This is a genomic window from Streptomyces sp. NPDC005302, assembly GCF_040607345.1.
In the GTDB taxonomy this organism is placed as follows: Bacteria; Actinomycetota; Actinomycetes; order Streptomycetales; family Streptomycetaceae; genus Streptomyces.
The window spans coordinates 83,983-102,037 of record NZ_JBEXGN010000007.1 but is presented as its reverse complement, the minus strand read 5'-3'; the positions used below and the strand labels follow the sequence as shown (position 1 = coordinate 102,037).

The 18,055-nt window shown below is 72.3% G+C and carries 18 protein-coding genes and 1 riboswitch; of the genes, 13 read left to right on the top strand and 5 right to left on the bottom strand.

The genetic code is table 11. The features are described 5' to 3' along the window. Window positions 1-43 precede the first annotated feature (43 nt). Window positions 44-718, bottom strand: coding sequence for a DUF5995 family protein (locus ABZT74_RS12885; RefSeq protein WP_355866223.1), 675 nt, complete (start codon window positions 716-718; stop codon window positions 44-46). Window positions 719-890: 172 nt separating this feature from the next. On the opposite strand from ABZT74_RS12885, the gene ABZT74_RS12880 reads away from it, so the two are divergent. Continuing rightward, on the top strand, window positions 891-1,997 hold the full coding sequence (locus ABZT74_RS12880) for a glycoside hydrolase family 6 protein (protein WP_356434863.1): 1,107 nt from the start codon (window positions 891-893) through the stop codon (window positions 1,995-1,997). Here ABZT74_RS12880 and ABZT74_RS12875 read toward each other — a convergent pair. Beyond that, complete coding sequence (locus ABZT74_RS12875) at window positions 1,979-3,373, bottom strand: solute carrier family 23 protein (RefSeq protein ID WP_356434602.1); 1,395 nt, start codon at window positions 3,371-3,373, stop codon at window positions 1,979-1,981. The genes ABZT74_RS12880 and ABZT74_RS12875 overlap by 19 nt on opposite strands. A gap of 121 nt (window positions 3,374-3,494) precedes the next feature. Between ABZT74_RS12875 and ABZT74_RS12870 the strand changes: the two genes are divergently transcribed. Both ABZT74_RS12870 and ABZT74_RS12865 read left to right on the top strand, forming a co-directional pair. Further along, on the top strand, window positions 3,495-4,793 hold the full coding sequence (locus ABZT74_RS12870) for an alginate lyase family protein (protein WP_356434599.1): 1,299 nt from the start codon (window positions 3,495-3,497) through the stop codon (window positions 4,791-4,793). Between the two features lie 157 nt (window positions 4,794-4,950). After that, on the top strand, window positions 4,951-5,409 hold the full coding sequence (locus ABZT74_RS12865; protein WP_356434597.1) for an acyl-CoA thioesterase: 459 nt from the start codon (window positions 4,951-4,953) through the stop codon (window positions 5,407-5,409). On the opposite strand, the gene ABZT74_RS12860 is transcribed toward ABZT74_RS12865, so the two are convergent. Next, complete coding sequence (locus ABZT74_RS12860; protein ID WP_355866235.1) at window positions 5,369-6,580, bottom strand: MFS transporter; 1,212 nt, start codon at window positions 6,578-6,580, stop codon at window positions 5,369-5,371. The genes ABZT74_RS12865 and ABZT74_RS12860 overlap by 41 nt on opposite strands. 130 nt (window positions 6,581-6,710) lie before the next feature. Between ABZT74_RS12860 and ABZT74_RS12855 the strand changes: the two genes are divergently transcribed. Beyond that, a complete protein-coding gene (locus ABZT74_RS12855) occupies window positions 6,711-7,946 on the top strand; it encodes an ROK family transcriptional regulator (protein ID WP_356434595.1) in 1,236 nt (411 codons plus the stop codon). A 12-nt stretch (window positions 7,947-7,958) separates the two neighbouring features. On the opposite strand, the gene ABZT74_RS12850 is transcribed toward ABZT74_RS12855, so the two are convergent. Continuing rightward, window positions 7,959-8,708 carry an SDR family oxidoreductase gene (locus tag ABZT74_RS12850; RefSeq protein ID WP_355866241.1) on the bottom strand — a complete coding sequence of 250 codons (750 nt, stop codon included), beginning with the start codon at window positions 8,706-8,708 and terminating at the stop codon, window positions 7,959-7,961. 181 nt (window positions 8,709-8,889) lie between these two features. Next, window positions 8,890-9,819 carry an RNA polymerase sigma factor SigJ gene (gene sigJ / locus ABZT74_RS12845; protein ID WP_356434593.1) on the bottom strand — a complete coding sequence of 310 codons (930 nt, stop codon included), beginning with the start codon at window positions 9,817-9,819 and terminating at the stop codon, window positions 8,890-8,892. A gap of 393 nt (window positions 9,820-10,212) precedes the next feature. Then, a riboswitch (FMN riboswitch) is annotated at window positions 10,213-10,343 on the top strand. Window positions 10,344-10,498: 155 nt separating this feature from the next. On the opposite strand from sigJ, the gene ABZT74_RS12840 reads away from it, so the two are divergent. From ABZT74_RS12840 to ABZT74_RS12800, 9 genes are all read left to right on the top strand, one after another. Beyond that, window positions 10,499-11,134 (top strand): riboflavin synthase, encoded by a 636-nt coding sequence (locus ABZT74_RS12840; RefSeq protein WP_081223302.1) that lies wholly within the window; start codon window positions 10,499-10,501, stop codon window positions 11,132-11,134. Next, window positions 11,131-11,766 carry a nicotinamide mononucleotide transporter family protein gene (locus tag ABZT74_RS12835; RefSeq protein ID WP_355866250.1) on the top strand — a complete coding sequence of 212 codons (636 nt, stop codon included), beginning with the start codon at window positions 11,131-11,133 and terminating at the stop codon, window positions 11,764-11,766. Before ABZT74_RS12840 ends, ABZT74_RS12835 begins: the two co-directional genes overlap by 4 nt. Continuing rightward, on the top strand, window positions 11,763-13,100 hold the full coding sequence (locus ABZT74_RS12830) for a bifunctional 3,4-dihydroxy-2-butanone-4-phosphate synthase/GTP cyclohydrolase II (protein WP_356173166.1): 1,338 nt from the start codon (window positions 11,763-11,765) through the stop codon (window positions 13,098-13,100). The genes ABZT74_RS12835 and ABZT74_RS12830 overlap by 4 nt, the downstream gene beginning before the upstream one ends. Window positions 13,101-13,182: 82 nt before the next feature. After that, on the top strand, window positions 13,183-13,668 hold the full coding sequence (ribH, locus tag ABZT74_RS12825; RefSeq protein ID WP_081223299.1) for a 6,7-dimethyl-8-ribityllumazine synthase: 486 nt from the start codon (window positions 13,183-13,185) through the stop codon (window positions 13,666-13,668). A 34-nt stretch (window positions 13,669-13,702) separates the two neighbouring features. Then, on the top strand, window positions 13,703-13,975 hold the full coding sequence (locus ABZT74_RS12820; RefSeq protein WP_081223298.1) for a phosphoribosyl-ATP diphosphatase: 273 nt from the start codon (window positions 13,703-13,705) through the stop codon (window positions 13,973-13,975). An 86-nt stretch (window positions 13,976-14,061) separates the two neighbouring features. Continuing rightward, entirely contained in the window at window positions 14,062-14,919 is an 858-nt protein-coding gene (gene hisG, locus ABZT74_RS12815; protein WP_355866257.1) for an ATP phosphoribosyltransferase, read from the top strand. A gap of 14 nt (window positions 14,920-14,933) precedes the next feature. After that, a complete protein-coding gene (locus ABZT74_RS12810) occupies window positions 14,934-15,401 on the top strand; it encodes a PH domain-containing protein (protein ID WP_356434590.1) in 468 nt (155 codons plus the stop codon). A 197-nt stretch (window positions 15,402-15,598) separates the two neighbouring features. Continuing rightward, window positions 15,599-16,930, top strand: a complete 1,332-nt coding sequence (locus ABZT74_RS12805; RefSeq protein ID WP_355866263.1) for a hemolysin family protein — start codon at window positions 15,599-15,601, stop codon at window positions 16,928-16,930. Continuing rightward, a complete protein-coding gene (locus ABZT74_RS12800) occupies window positions 16,927-18,045 on the top strand; it encodes a hemolysin family protein (RefSeq protein ID WP_356434588.1) in 1,119 nt (372 codons plus the stop codon). Before ABZT74_RS12805 ends, ABZT74_RS12800 begins: the two co-directional genes overlap by 4 nt. The last annotated feature ends 10 nt before the right edge of the window (window positions 18,046-18,055 follow it).

Sequence of the window (18,055 nt, the reverse complement as noted above, 5' to 3'; positions counted from 1 at the left end):
GGGTGCCCGTGAGTTTCGGTGCGGGCCGCGGGGCGTGGCCGGATCAGTCCGGCAGGGGAGTGAGCAGCATCCGGCCGGCCAGGCCGACCAGGGCGTCGAGGCGTTCGGCGAACTCCTCGGCCAGATCGGGCAGTCCGCGCAGCGCCCACAGGGCCCGGGCCGCGGACCAGGTCGCCTCGCGGGCCCGCTCCAGGCTCCAGGAGCCGAGCAGATGGGTGAGCGGATCGGCGATCTGGAGCAGGTCCGGGCCCGGCATCAGATCCTCGCGGATGTGCTCCTCCAGTGAGACGAGGAGGTCGCCCACGCGGTCGAACTCGTCCTCCAGATCGGCCGGTTCGCAGCCGAGCGTACGGCAGGTGTCCACGAGGGCGAGCGCGAGGTCGTGCCCGATGTGCGCGTTGATGCCCGCCACCGCGAACTGCAGCGGACGTACTCCCGGGTGGCGGCGGAACTGGAGCAACGGGCGCCAGCAGGCGGGTGCCCGGCCCTCCTCGGCCACCGCCAGATAGCGCTCCGCGAACCGCACGTCCAAGGCGGTCGCGGCCCGGCGGTCCGGGAAGAACCCGGAGTCCAGGCGCCGGTCGAACTCCTCGGTGACGGTGAGGTAGACACGGTTGAAGACCGCGACACCGTCCCGCTCCGGCAGCGTCGCGTCCAGGAGCCGCATCCGCGCGACGACCGCGTCTACGGGAGTGGTGAGGTGTGCCGACTGGGCCATGGGGGCAGCGTCCCAGTCCTAGGGTGGCCGCGGTGCCACCGGGCCGGAGGCTTCCCCAGAACGGGGGAACGCGTCCGGGGCGCAGTGGGGGGAACAGCACGTGCCAGGCTTACGTGCCCAGCGGCTGTCCGAGCGCCGGGCGGAGCGCAGGCGGTCCGCCGGACGGGGTTTCATGGTCGCCGCGGCCTCGGCCGTGGTGGCGATCGCGACGGTGACGGCGATGGTGTCCGCGCTGGGCGACGGCCGCGCCTCCGACGAGGCGAAGCCGCCGCCGACCGGGGCGCCGAGTCTCCGTCCGCTGCCCGGCGTGCCGACGTCCTCCCCGGGCCGGCCGACTCCGTCCCCCTCGCCCTCCGTGAAGAAGCACGTGGCGCGCCCCTCGGCGAGTGCGAGCGGGCCCCGGACCGTGGCCGCTCCGGCCCGCCTCTACAGCCATCCCGACTCGCAGGTCCAGGAGTGGGTCGACGCCCATCCGGGCGACGCGCGGCGCGCGGTGATCGAGTCCAGGATCGCGGACCGGCCGGCCGCGGTGTGGTTCGCGGACTTCACACCGTCCACCGTCACCGCGCGGGTCAGGGCGGTGACGTCGGCGGCCGTCGCGGACGGCCGGGTCCCCGTCGTCGTGCCGTACGCCGTGCCGCAGCGCGACTGCGGCGGCGCCTCGGAGGGCGGGGCGCCCGACCTCGCCGCGTACGACGCCTGGATCGACGACTTCGCGGCGGGGCTCGGCTCCGGCGAGGTCGTCGTGGTCCTGGAGCCCGACTCGATCGCCCAGACCGACTGCCTCACCGCGGACCAGCGGGCCGGCCGTTTCGCCTCGCTCGCCCGCGCGGGCCGGGTCCTGAAGGCGGCGGACCCCCGGGCCCGGGTCTACTACGACGCCGGTCACTCCGACTGGAATCCCGCCGCCCGGCAGGCCGAACTGCTCGCGCTCGCGGGCGCCGCCTCGGCCGCCTCCTCCGACGGCGTCTTCACCAACGTGTCCAACTTCAACCGGACCAGCGACGAGACCGCCTACGCCCGCAGCGTGCTGTCCGCGCTCGGCGGGCCGCCCGGGCTCGGCGCCGTCATCGACACCAGCCGCAACGGCAACGGCGCCCCGGCCGACGGAGAGTGGTGCGATCCGTCGGGCCGCAGGATCGGACAGGCGCCGACCCTCGCCACCGGGGTGGCCGGGATCGACGCCTATCTGTGGGTGAAGCTGCCCGGCGAGTCGGACGGCTGCAAGGGATCCCCCGGGACCTTCTCGCCCGAGTACGCCTACGAGTTGGCGCGCTGATCGCCCGGCTCGTCGTACGAGGACGTGCCCGAGTCGAGCAGCGGCTGCTGCCCCTTGAGGTGGGCCGGTGCCATCGCCCGCAGCGCGTGGTAGCCGGTGATGACGACGATGGTGCCGAGGGCGATGCCGTTCAGCGAGAAGTTGTCGGTGAACTTCAGGCTCACCCCGCCGATCCCGATGATGATGCCCGCCGCGGCCGGCACCAGGTTCAGCGGATTGCGCAGGTCCACCCGGGCGTTGAGCCAGATCTGGGCGCCGAGCAGCCCGATCATGCCGTACAGGATGACGGTGATGCCGCCGAGGACACCGCCCGGGATCGCCGCGACCACCGCGCCGAACTTGGGGCACAGACCGAAGAGCAGCGCGAAACCGGCGGCGGCCCAGTAGGCGGCCGTGGAGTAGACGCGGGTCGCCGCCATCACGCCGATGTTCTCGGAGTACGTGGTGTTGGGCGGGCCGCCGACCGCGGTGGACAGCATCGAGGCGACGCCGTCCGCGGAGATCGCGGTGCCCAGCTTGTCGTCCAGCGGGTCGCCGGTCATCTCGCCGACCGCCTTGACGTGCCCGGCGTTCTCCGCGACGAGCGCGATGACGACCGGGAGGGCCACCAGGATCGCCGACCACTGGAACGACGGCCCGTGGAACGTCGGGAGCCCGATCCAGTCGGCGTTGCCGACGGCGGAGAGGTCGAGGCGCCAGTGGTCGGTGACCTTGCCGCTCGCGTCCACCGAGTGGATGCGGCCGAAGATCCGGTCGAAGACCCAGGAGATCACGTAGCCGAAGACGAGGCCGAGGAAGATGGCGATGCGTGACCAGAAGCCGCGCAGGCACACGACGGCCGCGCCGGTGAGCAGCATGGTGAGCAGGGCCGTCCACTGGTCCTGCGGCCAGTAGGTGGACGCGGTCACGGGTGCCAGGTTGAAGCCGATCAGCATGACGACCGCGCCGGTCACGATCGGCGGCATCGCGGCGTGGATGATCCGCGCTCCGAAGCGCTGCACCGCGAGTCCCACCAGGAACAGGGCGACCCCGACCACGAAGACCGCGCCGGTCACCGTCGCGCTGGTGCCGCCCTGCGCGCGGATCACGGCGGCGACTCCCACGAAGGAGAGCGAGCAGCCCAGGTAGCTGGGCACCCGGCCGCGGGTGGCGAGCAGGAAGATGACCGTCGCCACGCCGGACATCATGATCGCGAGGTTCGGGTCGAGTCCCATCAGGACGGGTGCCACGAACGACGCCCCGAACATGGCCACCACGTGCTGGGCGCCGAGCCCCAACGTCCGGGGCCAGGAGAGGCGTTCATCGGGGCGGACGACCGCTCCGGGGGCGGGGGTCCGCCCGTCGCCGTGCAGTTTCCAGCGCACGCCGAGGTCCATGGTGAGGGTTCGCTTTCTCTGTACGTGAATCTGTCCGGACCATTGTCAGGGGTAACCAGCGGCCCTACGCTCGCACGGTCCTACTCATGAACGTCGTTCATATGTCTGATCGGAGTGTTCCGTGAGTGCACGTTCCCGGCTGGGCCTGGTCGCGGCCGCCGCCGTCGCGTTCGCCTCCGTCGTCGTCCCCTCGGCGTCCGCCGCTCCCTCGCCGCCCGCGCACGCCGTGCCGGCCCGCGCCGTGCCCGCCGTACCGAGAACCGCCGTCCTCGACGGTCACCGGCTCCAGGAGACCCGCATCCGCCTCGACCACGGCGACCGGCAACTCGGCCGCTCGCTGCGGGACTTGACCGCGCGCGCCGACACCTGGTTGGACCAGGGGCCCTGGACGGTCGTCGACAAGCCGAAGCCCGCGCCCGGCGGCGACCCCCACGACTACCTGAGCCAGGCCCCGTACTGGTGGCCCTCGCAGCCGGCCACCGCCGACAACCCGTGGGGCTGCCCGTACGTCCAGCGCGACGGGCAGCGCAACCCCGAGGTCGACACCGGCACCGACCGCCAGGACGTCGAGAAGGTCTTCGACTCCACGTACGACCTCGCGCTCGCCTGGTACTACACGGGACGGCGGCAGTACGCGGAGAAGGCGTCCCAGGTCCTGCGCACCTGGTTCCTCGACCCGGCGACCCGGATGAACCCGAACCTGGACCACGGCCAGTTCATCCCCTGCAAGTACGACGGCCGCGCGATCGGCATCATCGACTTCTCGCAGTCCTACACCAGCGTCCTCGACGCGATCGCCCTGCTGGACACCGGCGCCCCGGGCTGGTCCCGGCGCGACCGCGCGGCGATGCTCGACTGGAACACCGCCTTCCGCGACTGGCTGGCGGACGGCGCCTTCGGCAAGGAGGAGGGCGCCGCCCAGAACAACCACGGCACCTTCTACGACATGCAGCTCGCCGCCCTCGCGTACGCCACCGGCGACACGGACCTCGCGCGGCGGACCGTGCTCGCCGCGCGCACCCTGCGGATCGCCCCGCAGATCGCCGCCGACGGCAGCCAGCCCCAGGAGCTCGCCCGCACCCGCAGCTGGCACTACTCGACGTTCGACCTGGTGGCATACACCCGGCTCGCGGCCATCGGCCGGCACGTCGGCGTGGACCTCTGGTCGTACCGGGGACCGGACGGGCAGAGCCTGTTCAAGGCCGTGGACTACCTGCTGCCCGCCGCGACCGGCACCGAGCCGTGGCCGCATCCCGAGCTGGAGTTCCACCGGTTCGCGGCGAGCGACGTGGTGCACGCGGCCGCCGACGCGGGGGACCGGGCGGCCCGGGCGGCCGTCCCGCGGCTCGAAACCCCGCCGGGCGGCGACCTGTGGGCCCTGCGCCCGGCCGCCGAGCAGCTCGACTCGATCGCGGGCTGATCCCGCCCGGACGGCACCCCTGAGCGTTTGCTTAGGATGAGGGCATGTTTCCCGCCGGAGGATGTCGTACGGACCGGACCAGGGCCGCTCCGTACGGCACCCCCTCGGGCCGCCCCGTCCGCACGCAGCGCGCAGCACATCCAGGAGAGTCCCGCCCGTGACCGCCGAAGCCCCCGCCGCACCCGTCCTCACCCATGGCCGGCTGCTGCCCGTCACCGTGCACTTCGACGATCTCGATGCGCTCGGCCTGCTGCACAACGCCCGCTACCCGGTCATGGTCGAGCGTGCCTGGACCGTGCTCTGGAGCGAGCGTGGCTTCGGCTTCGACGGCGACTGGGAAGCGGCGGGCGACGCCTGCAACGCGGTCAAGGAACTGCGGATCACCTACGAGGCCCCGGTCAGCCGCCCCGGCGGGTACGCCGTCCACCTGTGGCTGGAACGCCTCGGTACCACCGGACTCACGTACGGCTTCCGCTTCTGCTCCGCCGACGGCGCGGTGACCTACGCCCACGGCACCCGCGTCCTCGTCCGGCTGGACGCGACGACGCTGCGCCCCACGCCGTGGAGCGCGTCCTTCAGGAGCGCGGGCCGGGAACTGCTGCGGTCGGCGGACTGACCTTCGGTCGGTCGCGCTCGCCCGCGCGCAGCACCCCGGCGAGCACGGTGAGCCCGCACACCAGCACGGTGACCAGGGTGAACGACACGACCAGGCTCGTCGCCTGCGCCACCGAGCCGATCAGGCTCGGCGCGACGAGGCCCGAGGTGTACGTGATGGTCGCGACGCCCGCGATGGCCTGACTCGGGTTGGGGCCGCTGTGTCCGGCCGCCGCGAAGCAGAGCGGGACGACGACCGCGATGCCGAGGCCGAGCAGCGCGAAGCCGCCCATCGCCGGCGCCGGACTGTCCGCGACGACGATCAGTACGCCGCCCAGTGCGGCGAGGACCCCGCCCGCCCGCACGGTGCGCACGGCCCCGAAGCGGTTCACCACGGTGTCGCCGACCAGCCGGGCCACCGCCATGGTCAGCATGAAGCCGGTCGTCGTCGCGGCAGCGAGTCCGGCCGAACTGTCCATCCGGTCGCGCAGATAGACCGCCGACCAGTCGAGGCTCGCGCCCTCCGCGAACACCGCGCAGAAGCCGACCGCGCCGATCAGCAGCGCCGACCGCGGCGGCAGCGCGAACCGTGGGGGCGGCTCCTCGTCCTCGGTGGGCTGCAGGTCGAGCACCCAGCGGCAGGCGACCAGACCGAGGACCGTGAGGGTCGCCGCGGCCAGCGCGTGGTGCACCCGCGCGTCCGAGCCCAGATGGGCGGCGAGCGTGCCGGCCGCCGAGCCGATCAGGGCGCCGGCGCTCCACATCCCGTGCAGCCCCGACATGATCGACTTGTCGAGCCGTTGTTCGACCTCGACCCCCAGCGCGTTCATGGCGACGTCCGCCATGCCCGCCGTCGCCCCGTACACGAACATCGCGAGACACAGGGTGAGCAGGCTCGGCGCGACGGACGGGAGGATGAGCGCCAGCGTCCACAGGGCCAGCAGACCGCGCAGCGCCGTACGGCTGCCGAAGCGATGGGTGATCCGTCCGGCCAGCGGCATCGAGCAGGAGGCGCCGAGTGCCGTGAACGCGAGGGCGAACCCCAGCTGTCCCGCACTGACGGAGGCATGGTCCTGGATCCACGGCACGCGGGTCGCGAACGATCCGGTGACGGCTCCGTGTACGGCGAACACGGCCGCGACGGCGTACCGCGCGCGCTTCACCGTGCGCCGGTCGTACAGCACTTCACTCATGCTCGGGCCCCTCCCCGGGTCACGCTTCCCCGCTCTGCCGCCGTAAACTATCAGGAACCCTGCCTGATAGATAGACGATTGTTCGCCGCCCCGGACGGGGCGGTCCCGCCGATCTGGGAGGATTCCCGGCATGCCCGCATCCCCGAGCACCGCCCGGGCCATCAACGACCGGCTCGCCCTGCGGCTGTTGCAGCAGGAAGGCCCTTTGACGGCAAGCCGGTTGAAACAGTTGACCGGACTGTCCCGGCCCACCGTCGCCGACCTCGTCGAACGCCTCACGGACTCCGGGCTCATCACGGTCGTCGGGGAGTCGGGGGAGCAGCGGCGCGGTCCGAACGCCCGGGTCTACGGGATCGTCGCGGACCGCGCGCACCTGGCCGCGCTGGACATCCGCACCGAGGGTGTCTCCGTGGTCGTCGCCGACCTCCTCGGCGAGGTCCTGGCCGAGGCGTCCGTGCCGATCGGCGGCGACACGGGGACCGGCCCGGCGGTGGAACAGGCCGTCGCGCTGGTCGAACGGGCGGCGAAGGAGGCGGGAGCCCTGGGCGCCGCACCCCCGCCCGGACTCGTCAGGGGGTGGGGCCGGCTGCACACCGTCGGCATCGGCGCGCCAGGACTGATCGACCCCGCCACCGGCGAACTCCGCGACTCCTCGGGCCTGCCCGCATGGCATCGCAGCCTGGTCGCCGCCCTCCAGGAACGGCTGCCCGAGGCCCGTCTCCTCGTCGAGAACGAGACCAACCTCGCCGCCCTGGCCGAGCAGCGCGACGGCGTCGCACGCGACCGCGCCACCTTCGTCCTCCTGTGGCTCGGCCACGGCACCGGCGCCGCCGTCGTCCTCGACGGCGCCCTGCGCCGCGGCGCCTCCGGAGGCACCGGCGAGATCGGCTTCCTGCCCGTCCCGGGCACCACGACCCTCCCCTCGGCGATCGACTGCGAGGGCGGCTTCCACTCCCTCGCCGGGGCCGCCGCGGTCGCCGCCCTCGCGGCGCGACTCGGTGTCGCGGCGGAGCCCGCAGGACACGAACCGCACGCCGCCGCGCTCGTACGCCGGGCCGTGGCCGCCGGTCCCGACTCCCCGGCGGCGACGGCCTTCCTCGACGCGCTCGCCGACCGCCTCGCCATCGGCGCCGCCTCCGTCATCGCCGTCCTGGACCCCGGCTGCGTGGTCCTCGGCGGCGAGGTCGGCCAGGCCGGCGGGTCCGTTCTCGCCGAGCGCGTCGAGCGGCGGCTCGTCCGGATGTCGCCGCTGCCGACCGAGGTGCGCGCGAGCACCCTGGGCGGCCGCGCGGTGCTGCGCGGCGCCCTGCTGACCGCCCGCGACGGTGCCCAGGACGAGCTGTTCGCACCGCCTCCGGGGCGGTAGGGCGGCCCGGGATCACCGGGGCGCCGGGTACCGCACCCTCAGGAAGTCCTCGAACGTCCCCTTGCCCACGGCGAGTTCCGGGGTGAGGTGGTGGCCGTCCCGGAAGGCGCGGTAGGTGCCGCCCCAGAGCCGTACGTCGATGACGGGGCGCCGTTTCCCGGTGGCGCGCAGGTGGGCGGCGGCCAGCGACCGGAACGTCCGCACCTCGGGCCCGCCCATGTCCGCGACCCGGCCCGCGGGCGCCCCGGCAGCCAGCTCCGCCAGCCGGTCGGCGACCTCGGCGACCTCGATCGGCTGGTCGGACGCGCCGGCCGGGAGGAACAGCAGCGGCGGCTTGGCGAGTCCGGTGAGGACCTGGTCGACCAGTTCGTGGAACTGCGTGGTCCGCAGGACGGTCCACCCGAGCCCCGACCCCTCGATCAGCCGCTCGACCGCGAACTTGGTCTTGTAGTAGCCCATCGGTACGGCGTCGACGCCGACGATCGAGATGTAGAGCAGATGGGGGACGGCGGCCCGCCGCGCCGCCGCGACGAGATGCCCGGCCGCCTGTTCGTCGCCGCCCTTGGGGCTCGACGCGCAGTGCACGATCGCGTCCACCCCGGAGACCGCCGCGTCCAGCTCGGCGCCTCCCTCGCGCAGATCGACGGCGTACGGCTCCGAGTGCCGGCTGAGCACCCGTACCTCGTGGCCGTTCGCCCGCAGCCGCTCGCAGACGAGCCGGCCGAGGGTTCCGGTCCCGCCGGTCACCAGGATCGTCGTCATGCAGTTCAGCCCCTTTCGGCGTGGGACGCTCCCGTGCGGAGCCTCCTCGGCAGCTGAGACCGGACAGCCCGCCCCGAATGTGACACCGAACCGTCCCCGGCCTCGCCGCGCAGGGCCGCGGGGCCGGCTCGTGGCGCCGCCCGACCGGCCCGGGCCGACGGGAAGGCGGCAGCGAGAAGGGTCAGGAGCCGTCCGGAATGCGCGCCGACTGGCGGCCCACGAACTCCAGTTTGTCGGGGTTCAGAACGGTCCGCACCCCCGTGAACACCCCGTCGCGTACCTCGAACGCGACCACACCGATGACAGCGCCGGCCGCGGAGCCCTCGTCCGCGCCCTCGGGCCCGCACGCGATCAGGCCCGCGCGGCCGTTGACCTCGGCGACCGACAGGCGGATGCCGTCCGCCGCGGACCGGCCGAGAACGCCCGCCAGGAGGCGCAGCACCTTGTCGCGCCCCTCGACGGGCCGCCGCGCGGCGGAGACCTTGCCTCCGCCGTCGGACCACCAGGTGACATCGGCGGCGAACAGCCGTTCCAGGCCCGCGAGGTCGCCCTCCCGGGCGGCGGTGAGGAAGGAGGCGACCAGTTCGGCCTGCCGCTCCGGAGAGGCCTCGAAGCGGGCCTGTGGCGCGGCGATCCGCCGGACCGCCCGCCCGTACAGCTGACGGCAGTTGGCCTCGCTCAGCTCCAGGACCCCGGCGATGTCCCGGTGGCCGTACGCGAACGCCTCGCGGAGCACGTAGACCGCCCGTTCGGCCGGGGTGAGCCGTTCCAGCAGGACCAGCAGGGCCAGCGACACGGCGTCCCGCTGCTCCGCCGACTCCAGCGGGCCGAGCGTGCCGTCCGTGGTGACGACCGGCTCCGGCAGCCAGGGGCCCGGGTACCGCTCACGGCGTGCGCGGGCGGAGGTGAGCCCGTTGAGGCAGAGGTTGGTGACGACCTTGGCGAGCCAGGCGCCCGGCCGGCCGATTTCCGGCCGGTCGGCCCCGCTGAAGCGCAGATAGGCGTCCTGCACGGCGTCCTCCGCGTCGGCGGCGGACCCGAGCAGACGGTAGGCGAGCCCGAAAAGCCGGGGGCGGTGGGTCTCGAACTCGTCGGCGGGGCTCGTGGTCACGCCGTCAGCCTCGCAGAGGCCGGGCCGCGGCGGAGGGGGCGGGGGAGAGGGGCGGGGATGCCCGCGTCCACCGGTGCCGGTTGAGGAGACCCGGCGGCGGGGCAAGGGCCTTCGTCACCGCCGCCGGGTCGATCGTGGGGGGACCGGCGCTGGTTGATCACGCAGTCTTCGTCGAGGACACTAAGAGGACTAGACCATAGCGTCAATAGGTATGGACCAATACGGCGTGTGTGTGCCACGCGCCCAAGGGCCGCCGCCCTGGCGGAGGTTGACCGGAGACCGGCTGGAGAAGCGGTCGCGCAGAAGTCCATGGCGGCCTCCTGTGAGCCACCCCACAGAGGATCGCCCGCATGGTCGCCGAGCGGGCGTGGCACACTGGCCGTGTACCAGAAGCAGCGCACTCCGGGGTCGGTGTAATTCCGAACCGGCGGTTACAGTCCGCGACCCGGTCGCTTCCAGCGGCCGGTTGACCAGGTGAAATTCCTGGACCGACGGTTAAAGTCCGGATGGGAGGCAGTGCGCGGCGGGCGGGCCTTCGTGCGCGCTGCCGTTTGTAGCTGCTCGTCCTTCGGGACGAGTGTCCCTTTCGGCGTCGCTTCCGATGTGCCGTCGTCCGTTCGTTCTGTCGTCATCGACAGGCCCCGGAGTCCGTGCCCCATGAGGCAGGAGGACCCGGGAAGTGTTCACCGGAATCGTCGAAGAGCTGGGTGAAGTCACCGCCGTCGAGACCCTCGACGACGCCTCACGTTTCCGTCTGCGTGGCCCCGTCGTCACGCAGGGCGCACAGCACGGGGACTCCATCGCCGTCAACGGCGTCTGTCTCACCGTCGTCGAGCACGAGGGCGACGAGTTCACCGCCGACGTCATGGCGGAGACCCTCAGCCGTTCCAGCCTCGGCGCACTCGCCGTCGGCTCGCGCGTCAACCTCGAACGGCCCATGGCCGTGGGCGACCGCCTCGGCGGCCACATCGTGCAGGGACACGTCGACGGCACCGGCACCGTCCTCGAGCGCAAGCCGTCCGAGAACTGGGAGATCGTGAAGGTCTCGCTGCCCGCGGACCTCTCCCGCTACGTGGTCGAGAAGGGCTCCGTCACGGTCGACGGCATCAGCCTGACCGTCGTCGACGCGGGCCCCGACTTCTTCACCGTCAGCCTCATCCCCACCACCCTCGACCTGACCACGCTCGGCCACAAGCAGCCCGGCGACCCGGTCAACCTCGAGGTCGACGTCATCGCCAAGTACGTCGAGCGGCTGCTCGGCGCCCGTGGCGAGCAGCCGGCCGGTCTGCCCGGCGTCCAGGGGGCCGGACAGTGAACTGGCTCAACTCCGAGGCCTTCGTCCTGTTCGACCAGCACATCAAGTGGTCGGACATGATCGGCAACGTGATCGGCCTGCTCGCCCTCGCGCTCGGCTGGCGGCGCTCCATCTGGAGCTGGCCGGTCCAGTTCCTTTCCGGCGTCGTCCTCTTCGCGGCCTTCTTCGGCCACCTCACCGGCAGCGCCGGCAAGCAGGTCGTGGTCATGGTCGTCGCCCTGTGGGGCTGGTGGCGGTGGAACCGCGACGAGGGCAAGGACGGACGCGTCTCCGTACGGTTCGCCACCTGGCGCGAGCGCGGGTACATGGTGGGCGCCGCGGCGGTCGGCACGCTCGCGGTCGGCGCCCTGTTCCACGCGTACCCGACGCTGTCCTGGGACCCCTGGCCGGACGCCTACATCTTCGTCGGCACGATCGTCGCCATGTACGCGCAGGCCCGCGGCATGGTCGAGTTCTGGTTCGCCTGGCTGCTGGTCGACCTGGTGGGAGTCCCCCTGAACTTCGCCAACGGCTACGCCTTCTCCGGTTTCGTCTACGTCCTGTACGGCGCGCTCGTCCTGTGGGGCCTGCGCGACTGGTGGCTGCGTTCCCGCAAGGCCGGGCAGCCCGTCCTGGAAGGAGCCCCGGCATGACAACGACGCCGGTTTGGTACAGCACCGGGCACGATCAAGACGCCTCGGACTTCGCGCTCGACCCCGTCGAGCAGGCCGTCGCGGACATCGCCGCGGGCCGCCCCGTCGTGGTCGTCGACGACGAGGACCGGGAGAACGAGGGCGACCTCGTCATCGCCGCCGAGAAGGCCACCCCAGAGATCGTCGCCTTCATGATGAGCGAGTGCCGCGGGCTGATCTGCGCCCCCATGGAGGGCGACGAACTCGACCGGCTGCGGCTGCCGCAGATGGTCGACGACAACACCGAGTCGATGAAGACGGCGTTCACGGTGTCGGTGGACGCGTCCGCCGCGCACGGCGTGACCACCGGCATCTCCGCGTCCGACCGCGCCGCCACCCTGCGGCTCCTCGCGGACGGCACGTCGGGAGCCGACGACTTCGTGCGCCCCGGCCACATCTTCCCGCTCCGCGCACGGCCCGGCGGCGTCCTCGCCCGCAACGGCCACACCGAAGCGGCCGTCGACCTGGCCCGGCTCGCCGGCCTGCGCCCGGCGGGGGCGATCGTCGAGATCGCCGGCGAGGACGGCCGGATGCTCCGGCTGCCCGAACTGATCCCCTTCGCCCGCAAGCACGGCCTGACGATCATCTCCATCGAGGACCTGATCGCCTACCGCCGCGCCGCCGAGAGCGCGCCGTCCGCCGCCCACGGGGCGCCGCTCGCCGCACCCTCCGTCCGCCGCGAGGCCGAGGTCCACCTGCCCACCGCCTTCGGCGAGTTCACCGCGTACGGCTACCGCTCGACCGCGGACGGCGTCGAACACGTCGCCCTCGTCCACGGCGAGATCGGTGACGGCGAGGACGTCCTGGTCCGCGTCCACTCCGAGTGCCTCACCGGTGACGTCTTCCACTCGCAGCGCTGCGACTGCGGACCCCAGCTCGAGACGTCCATGGAACGCATCCAGACCGAGGGCCGCGGCATCGTCGTCTACCTGCGCGGCCACGAGGGGCGCGGCATCGGACTGCTCTCCAAGCTCCGCGCCTACGAACTCCAGGAGCGCGGCCGGGACACCCTGGACGCCAACCTGGAACTGGGCCTGCCCGCCGACGCCCGGGACTACGGGGCGAGCGCGCAGATCCTGGAGGACCTCGGCGTGCGCAGCCTGCGCCTGATGACCAACAACCCCGACAAGACCGAGGCGCTCGTCGGACACGGCCTGCGGGTCTCCGGCCGCGAGCCGATGCCCGTCCAGGCCGGCGAGCACAACCTGCGCTACCTGCGCACCAAGCGGGACCGGATGGGACACGACCTGCCCTGGCTGGACGCGACGACCGTGTCCGCCTGCGGGAGCCAGTGACACCGCCCGACCGGGCACGACAGCACCACCGGCAACACACCAGCACTGACGGCAACACAGCACAGCGGGACTGAGGAGAGACGTGAGCGGCAAGGGTGCACCTGAACTGTCCGTACGCAACTGCGGCGACCTGCGGGTCGCGGTCATCGCGGCCCAGTGGCACGACAAGGTGATGGACGGACTCGTCGACGGCGCCCTGCGCGCCCTGCACGAGTTGGGGATCGACGAGCCGACCCTGCTGAGGGTCCCGGGCAGCTTCGAGCTGCCGGTCGTGGCCAAGGTCCTCGCGGGCCGCGGCTACGACGCCATCGTCGCGCTCGGCGTCGTCATCCGCGGTGGAACGCCCCACTTCGAGTACGTGTGCCAGGGCGTCACCCAGGGCCTCACCCAGGTCTCCATCGACACCGGAGTCCCCATCGGCTTCGGGGTGCTGACCTGCGACACCGAGGAGCAGGCCCTGGACCGCGCCGGTCTGGAGGGCTCCAACGAGGACAAGGGGCACGAGGCGGTCACGGCCGCCGTCGCGACCGCGGCCACCCTGCGCTCAGTATCCGAACCCTGGCGCTGAGGCACGGCACCGAGCGCGTAGGCTGAGGACCACCATGTCCAAGAAGACGTTCGAGGAGCTGTTCACCGAGCTCCAGCAGAAGGCCGCCACCGGCGACCCCGCCACTTCGCGCACCGCCGAGCTGGTCGGCAAGGGCGTCCATGCCATCGGCAAGAAGGTCGTCGAAGAGGCCGCAGAGGTCTGGATGGCCGCCGAGTACGAGGGCAAGGACGCCGCCGCCGAGGAGATCTCGCAGCTGCTCTACCACGTCCAGGTGATGATGGTCGCGCGCGGGATCTCCCTCGACGACGTGTACGCGCATCTGTAGGGGCCGCCCCCCGTATCGCCCCGCAGTGCCCGTCCGCCCGTCCCGCCCCCAGCCCCGCACCACCTCACGCAAAGGAAGCCGACCTCATGCTGCGCATCGCCGTCCCCAACAAGGGTTCCCTCTCAGGACCTGCGGCGGACATGCTGCATGAGGCCGGCTACCAGCAGCGTCGCGAGTCCAAGGAACTGCGGATCGTCGACCCGGTCAACGAGGTCGAGTTCTTCTACCTCCGCCCCCGCGACATCGCGATCTACGTCTCCTCCGGCCGCCTCGACATCGGCGTCACCGGCCGCGACCTGCTGATCGACTCCGGAGCCAGCGCGGAGGAGATCCTCCCGCTCGGCTTCGCCCGCTCCACCTTCCGCTTCGCCTCCAAGCCCGGCACCGCGAGCGGCGTCGCCGACCTGAACGGCAAGACGGTCGCCACGTCCTACGAGGGCATCGTCGGCAAGTACCTCGCCGACAGCGGCATCGACGCCTCCGTTGTGCACCTCGACGGCGCCGTCGAGACCGCCATCGAACTCGGCGTCGCCGAGGTCATCGCGGACGTCGTCGAGACCGGCACCTCGCTGCGCAACGCCGGCCTGGAGGTCTTCGGCGACCCCATCATGAAGTCCGAGGCCGTCGTCATCCGCCGCGTCGGAGCCGACCTCACCGAGGACGCCGAGCCCAAGGTCCAGCAGTTCCTGCGCCGGCTCCAGGGCGTCCTCGTCGCACGGACGTACGTGATGATGGACTACGACTGCCGCGCCGAGCACCTGGAGAAGGCGATCGCCCTCACCCCGGGCCTGGAGTCGCCGACCATCTCTCCGCTGCACAACGAGGGCTGGGTCGCGGTCCGCGCCATGGTCCCCTCCAAGGAGGCCCAGCGGATCATGGACGACCTGTACGCGGTCGGCGCGCGGGCCATTCTGACCACGGCCATCCACGCCTGCCGGCTCTGACAGGACATCTGGACATGTCGGACCTTCCCCGTCTTCCCGTCACCTTCCGGCCGTCCCGTACCCGGGCCGTGCTGCTCGGCGCGGGCGCCGCGATCCTGGTGGTCATCACCACGGTCGCGATGCTCCTGGAGCAGCTCAGCCCGGGAGAGCGGCTCAGCTTCATCCTCACCGCCGCCCTGCTCTTCGGCGTGCTCCTGCTGCTCTCGCGGCCCAAGGTCGTCGCCGACGAGACCGGGGTCACCGTGGTCAACATCGCGGGCCGTCGCCGTCTGGACTGGGCGGAGATCCTGCGGGTCAACCTGCGCCCCGGCGACCCGTGGGTGTTCCTCGACCTCAGCGACGGCACCAGCCTGCCGGTGCTGGGCATCCAGCCGGGCATCGCCAAACGGCGTGCGATCGAGGACGCGCGGACCCTGCGCGCTCTCGTCGAGGCCCGCTCCGTCCGCGAGCCCGGTGGGCGGCGTGACGAACATCCGGGCTGACTCTCGCCCTTCCACCCTGCCCTGAGGGCCCATGTCTTGATTAATCTGGTGGCGGAGACGTTTCACCGCGCCTCCGCCTCCGACGTGGCCCCCGCCCTCAGAGGCTCCCTGCTACCCGAGGAGTGACTCCCTCCAGCGATGGACGGATCGTCCTGTAGTACCTGCGCCGCCCCCTGTCGACATAGCGAGGCGGCGGCATGACCATCCCCCTGTTGCTCCTTGGCGCAGCGTTCCTGCTGATTCTCGCCAACGGCTTCTTCGTGGCCGCCGAGTTCGGTCTCGTGACGGTCGAGCGCCCCGAAGCCGAGAAGGCCGCGGCCGAAGGCGACAAGCGCGCCGCCACGGTCGTCGAGTCGCTCAAGGAGCTCTCGTTCCAGCTCTCCGGAACACAGCTCGGCATCACCATCACCTCCCTCGTCGTCGGCATGCTCGCCGAACCGGCGCTCGCCCAATTGCTCCACGGCCCGTTCACCGCGATCGGCCTGCCCGAAGGGGCGGTGGCCGGCATCGCCGTCGTGGCCGGCATGCTGCTGGCCTCCGCCGTGCAGATGGTGATCGGTGAACTCGTGCCCAAGAACTGGGCCGTGTCCAAGCCGCTCCAGGTCGCCCGGTTCGTGGCCGGCCCGCAGCACGTCTTCTCCCGCCTGTTCCGGCCGGTGATCGCCGCGCTCAACACGGTCGCCAACCGGCTCGTCCGCGCCCTCGGCGTCGAACCCGCCGAGGAGCTGGCCTCCGCCCGCACCCCCGGCGAACTCGTCTCCCTGGCTCGTCACTCGGCCCTGGCCGGCGCCCTGGAGCAGGACACCGCGGACCTCTTCGTCCGCACCATGTCCCTCGCCGATCTCACCGCGCAGCACGTGATGACACCGCGCGTGAAGGTCAGCGCCCTCCAGTCCTCGGCGACCGCCGAGGACGTGGTCAACCTCACCCGTGCCACCGGCCTGTCCCGTTTCCCGGTCTACCGGGAGCGGATCGACGAGATCGTCGGCATGGTGCACCTCAAGGACGCCCTCGCGATCCCCTCGCACGACCGGCTGCGCACCCCCGTCGGCCGGATCGCGCAGGCTCCGCTGCTCGTCCCGGAGACGCTGCCCGTGCAGCCGCTCCTGGAGCAGTTGCGCAGCGAGCAGCCGATCGCCGTCGTCGTCGACGAGTACGGCGGTACGGCCGGGGTGGTCACCCTGGAGGACATCGTCGAGGAGCTCGTCGGTGAGGTCCGTGACGAGCACGACGACGTGCTCGGCGAACCGCCCGAGCTCGCCGCGGCCCCGCCGGAGGACGGCAGGCCCGCCTGGGACGCCGACGGCAGCTGCCGGGTGGACGTCCTGCAGCGCATAGGCCTGGACGTGCCCGAGGGGCCGTACGAGACCGTGGCGGGACTCGTCGCCGATCTGCTCGGCAGGATCCCGGCCCCCGGTGACAAGGCCGAACTCCCCGGCTGGCGTCTGTCGGTCCGGCAGGTCGGCCACTACCGCGCCGAACGCGTCCGCCTGGTGCGGACCGCGCTCGCCCCGGAGGCCGTCCGATGAGCGTTCTCCAACTCCTTCTCGCCGGTCTGCTGGTCCTCGCCAACGGCTTCTTCGTCGGCGCCGAGTTCGCCCTCGTCTCGGTGCGGCGCAGCCAGATCGAGCCGCTGGGCACCACGCGCTCCCGTCAGGTCCTGTACGGCCTGGAGCGGCTTCCGCAGATGATGGCGGCGGCCCAGTTCGGCATCACCGTCTGTTCGCTGACGCTCGGCGCGGTCGCCGAGCCGACGGTCGCCCATCTGCTGGAACCCCTCTTCGAGGCGGTCCACCTGCCCGACGGGGTGATCCACCCCCTCGGCTACGTGATCGCGCTGGCCCTCGTCGTCTTCTTCCACCTCGTGATCGGCGAGATGGTCCCGAAGAACCTCGCGATGGCGGCGCCGGAGAAGACGGCTCTGTGGCTCAGCCCCGGACTCGTCGCCTTCGCCCGGCTGGCCCGGCCGGTCACCCTCGGCCTCGGCGCCTGCGCCCGGCTCATCCTCAAGCTGTTCCGCGTCGAGCCCCGGGACGAGGTCGAGGCGGTCTTCACCAGCGAGCAGCTCAACCGTCTGGTGGAGGACTCGGGGCAGGCCGGCCTGCTCGACCCCGAGGAGCAGGAGCGGCTGGAGGACGCCCTGGAACTGGGCTCGCGCCCCGTCACCGACGTCCTGCTCGACAGCGACTCGCTGATCACCGTGGACCCCTCGGTCACCCCGGGCCAGGTCGTCGCGCTCACCGCGCGCACGGGCTTCTCCCGGTTCCCGGTGGTCGCGGAGAACGGCGCCTTCATGGGCTGCTATCTGCATGTGAAGGACGTCCTCGACCTGGAGGAGTCCGACCGCGCGGTCCCGCAGCAGATGTGGCGCCCGATGACCACGCTGCGGGCCGAACTCCCGCTGGACGACGCCCTCACGGTGATGCGGCGGGCCGCCACCCACCTCGCCCAGGTCGCCGACGCCGCCGGCAAGGTCCTCGGCCTGGTGGCGCTGGAGGACGTACTGGAGCTGCTCGTCGGCGAGGTACGCGACCCGGCGCACCGGGACGTCGCGCCGGTGCGGGTCGCGGAGGCCCGCCCGAGTCCGGCCACGGCCGCTCCGAGCCCGGCCCCGGCCGCTCCGGAGGAGGCGCTGGCCGGCTGACCGTGCGCGT

Coding starts and splice junctions, on each gene's coding strand:
- ABZT74_RS12880 (WP_356434863.1), top strand. CDS start 891: ATGGTCGCCGCGGCCTCGGCCGTGGTGGCGATCGCGACGGTGACGGCG.
- ABZT74_RS12830 (WP_356173166.1), top strand. CDS start 11,763: ATGACAACGACGCCGGTTTGGTACAGCACCGGGCACGATCAAGACGCC.
- hisG (WP_355866257.1), top strand. CDS start 14,062: ATGCTGCGCATCGCCGTCCCCAACAAGGGTTCCCTCTCAGGACCTGCG.
- ABZT74_RS12885 (WP_355866223.1), bottom strand. CDS start 718: ATGGCCCAGTCGGCACACCTCACCACTCCCGTAGACGCGGTCGTCGCG.
- ABZT74_RS12855 (WP_356434595.1), top strand. CDS start 6,711: ATGCCCGCATCCCCGAGCACCGCCCGGGCCATCAACGACCGGCTCGCC.
- ABZT74_RS12800 (WP_356434588.1), top strand. CDS start 16,927: ATGAGCGTTCTCCAACTCCTTCTCGCCGGTCTGCTGGTCCTCGCCAAC.
- ABZT74_RS12810 (WP_356434590.1), top strand. CDS start 14,934: ATGTCGGACCTTCCCCGTCTTCCCGTCACCTTCCGGCCGTCCCGTACC.
- ABZT74_RS12820 (WP_081223298.1), top strand. CDS start 13,703: ATGTCCAAGAAGACGTTCGAGGAGCTGTTCACCGAGCTCCAGCAGAAG.
- ABZT74_RS12860 (WP_355866235.1), bottom strand. CDS start 6,580: ATGAGTGAAGTGCTGTACGACCGGCGCACGGTGAAGCGCGCGCGGTAC.
- ABZT74_RS12850 (WP_355866241.1), bottom strand. CDS start 8,708: ATGACGACGATCCTGGTGACCGGCGGGACCGGAACCCTCGGCCGGCTC.
- ABZT74_RS12875 (WP_356434602.1), bottom strand. CDS start 3,373: ATGGACCTCGGCGTGCGCTGGAAACTGCACGGCGACGGGCGGACCCCC.
- ABZT74_RS12805 (WP_355866263.1), top strand. CDS start 15,599: ATGACCATCCCCCTGTTGCTCCTTGGCGCAGCGTTCCTGCTGATTCTC.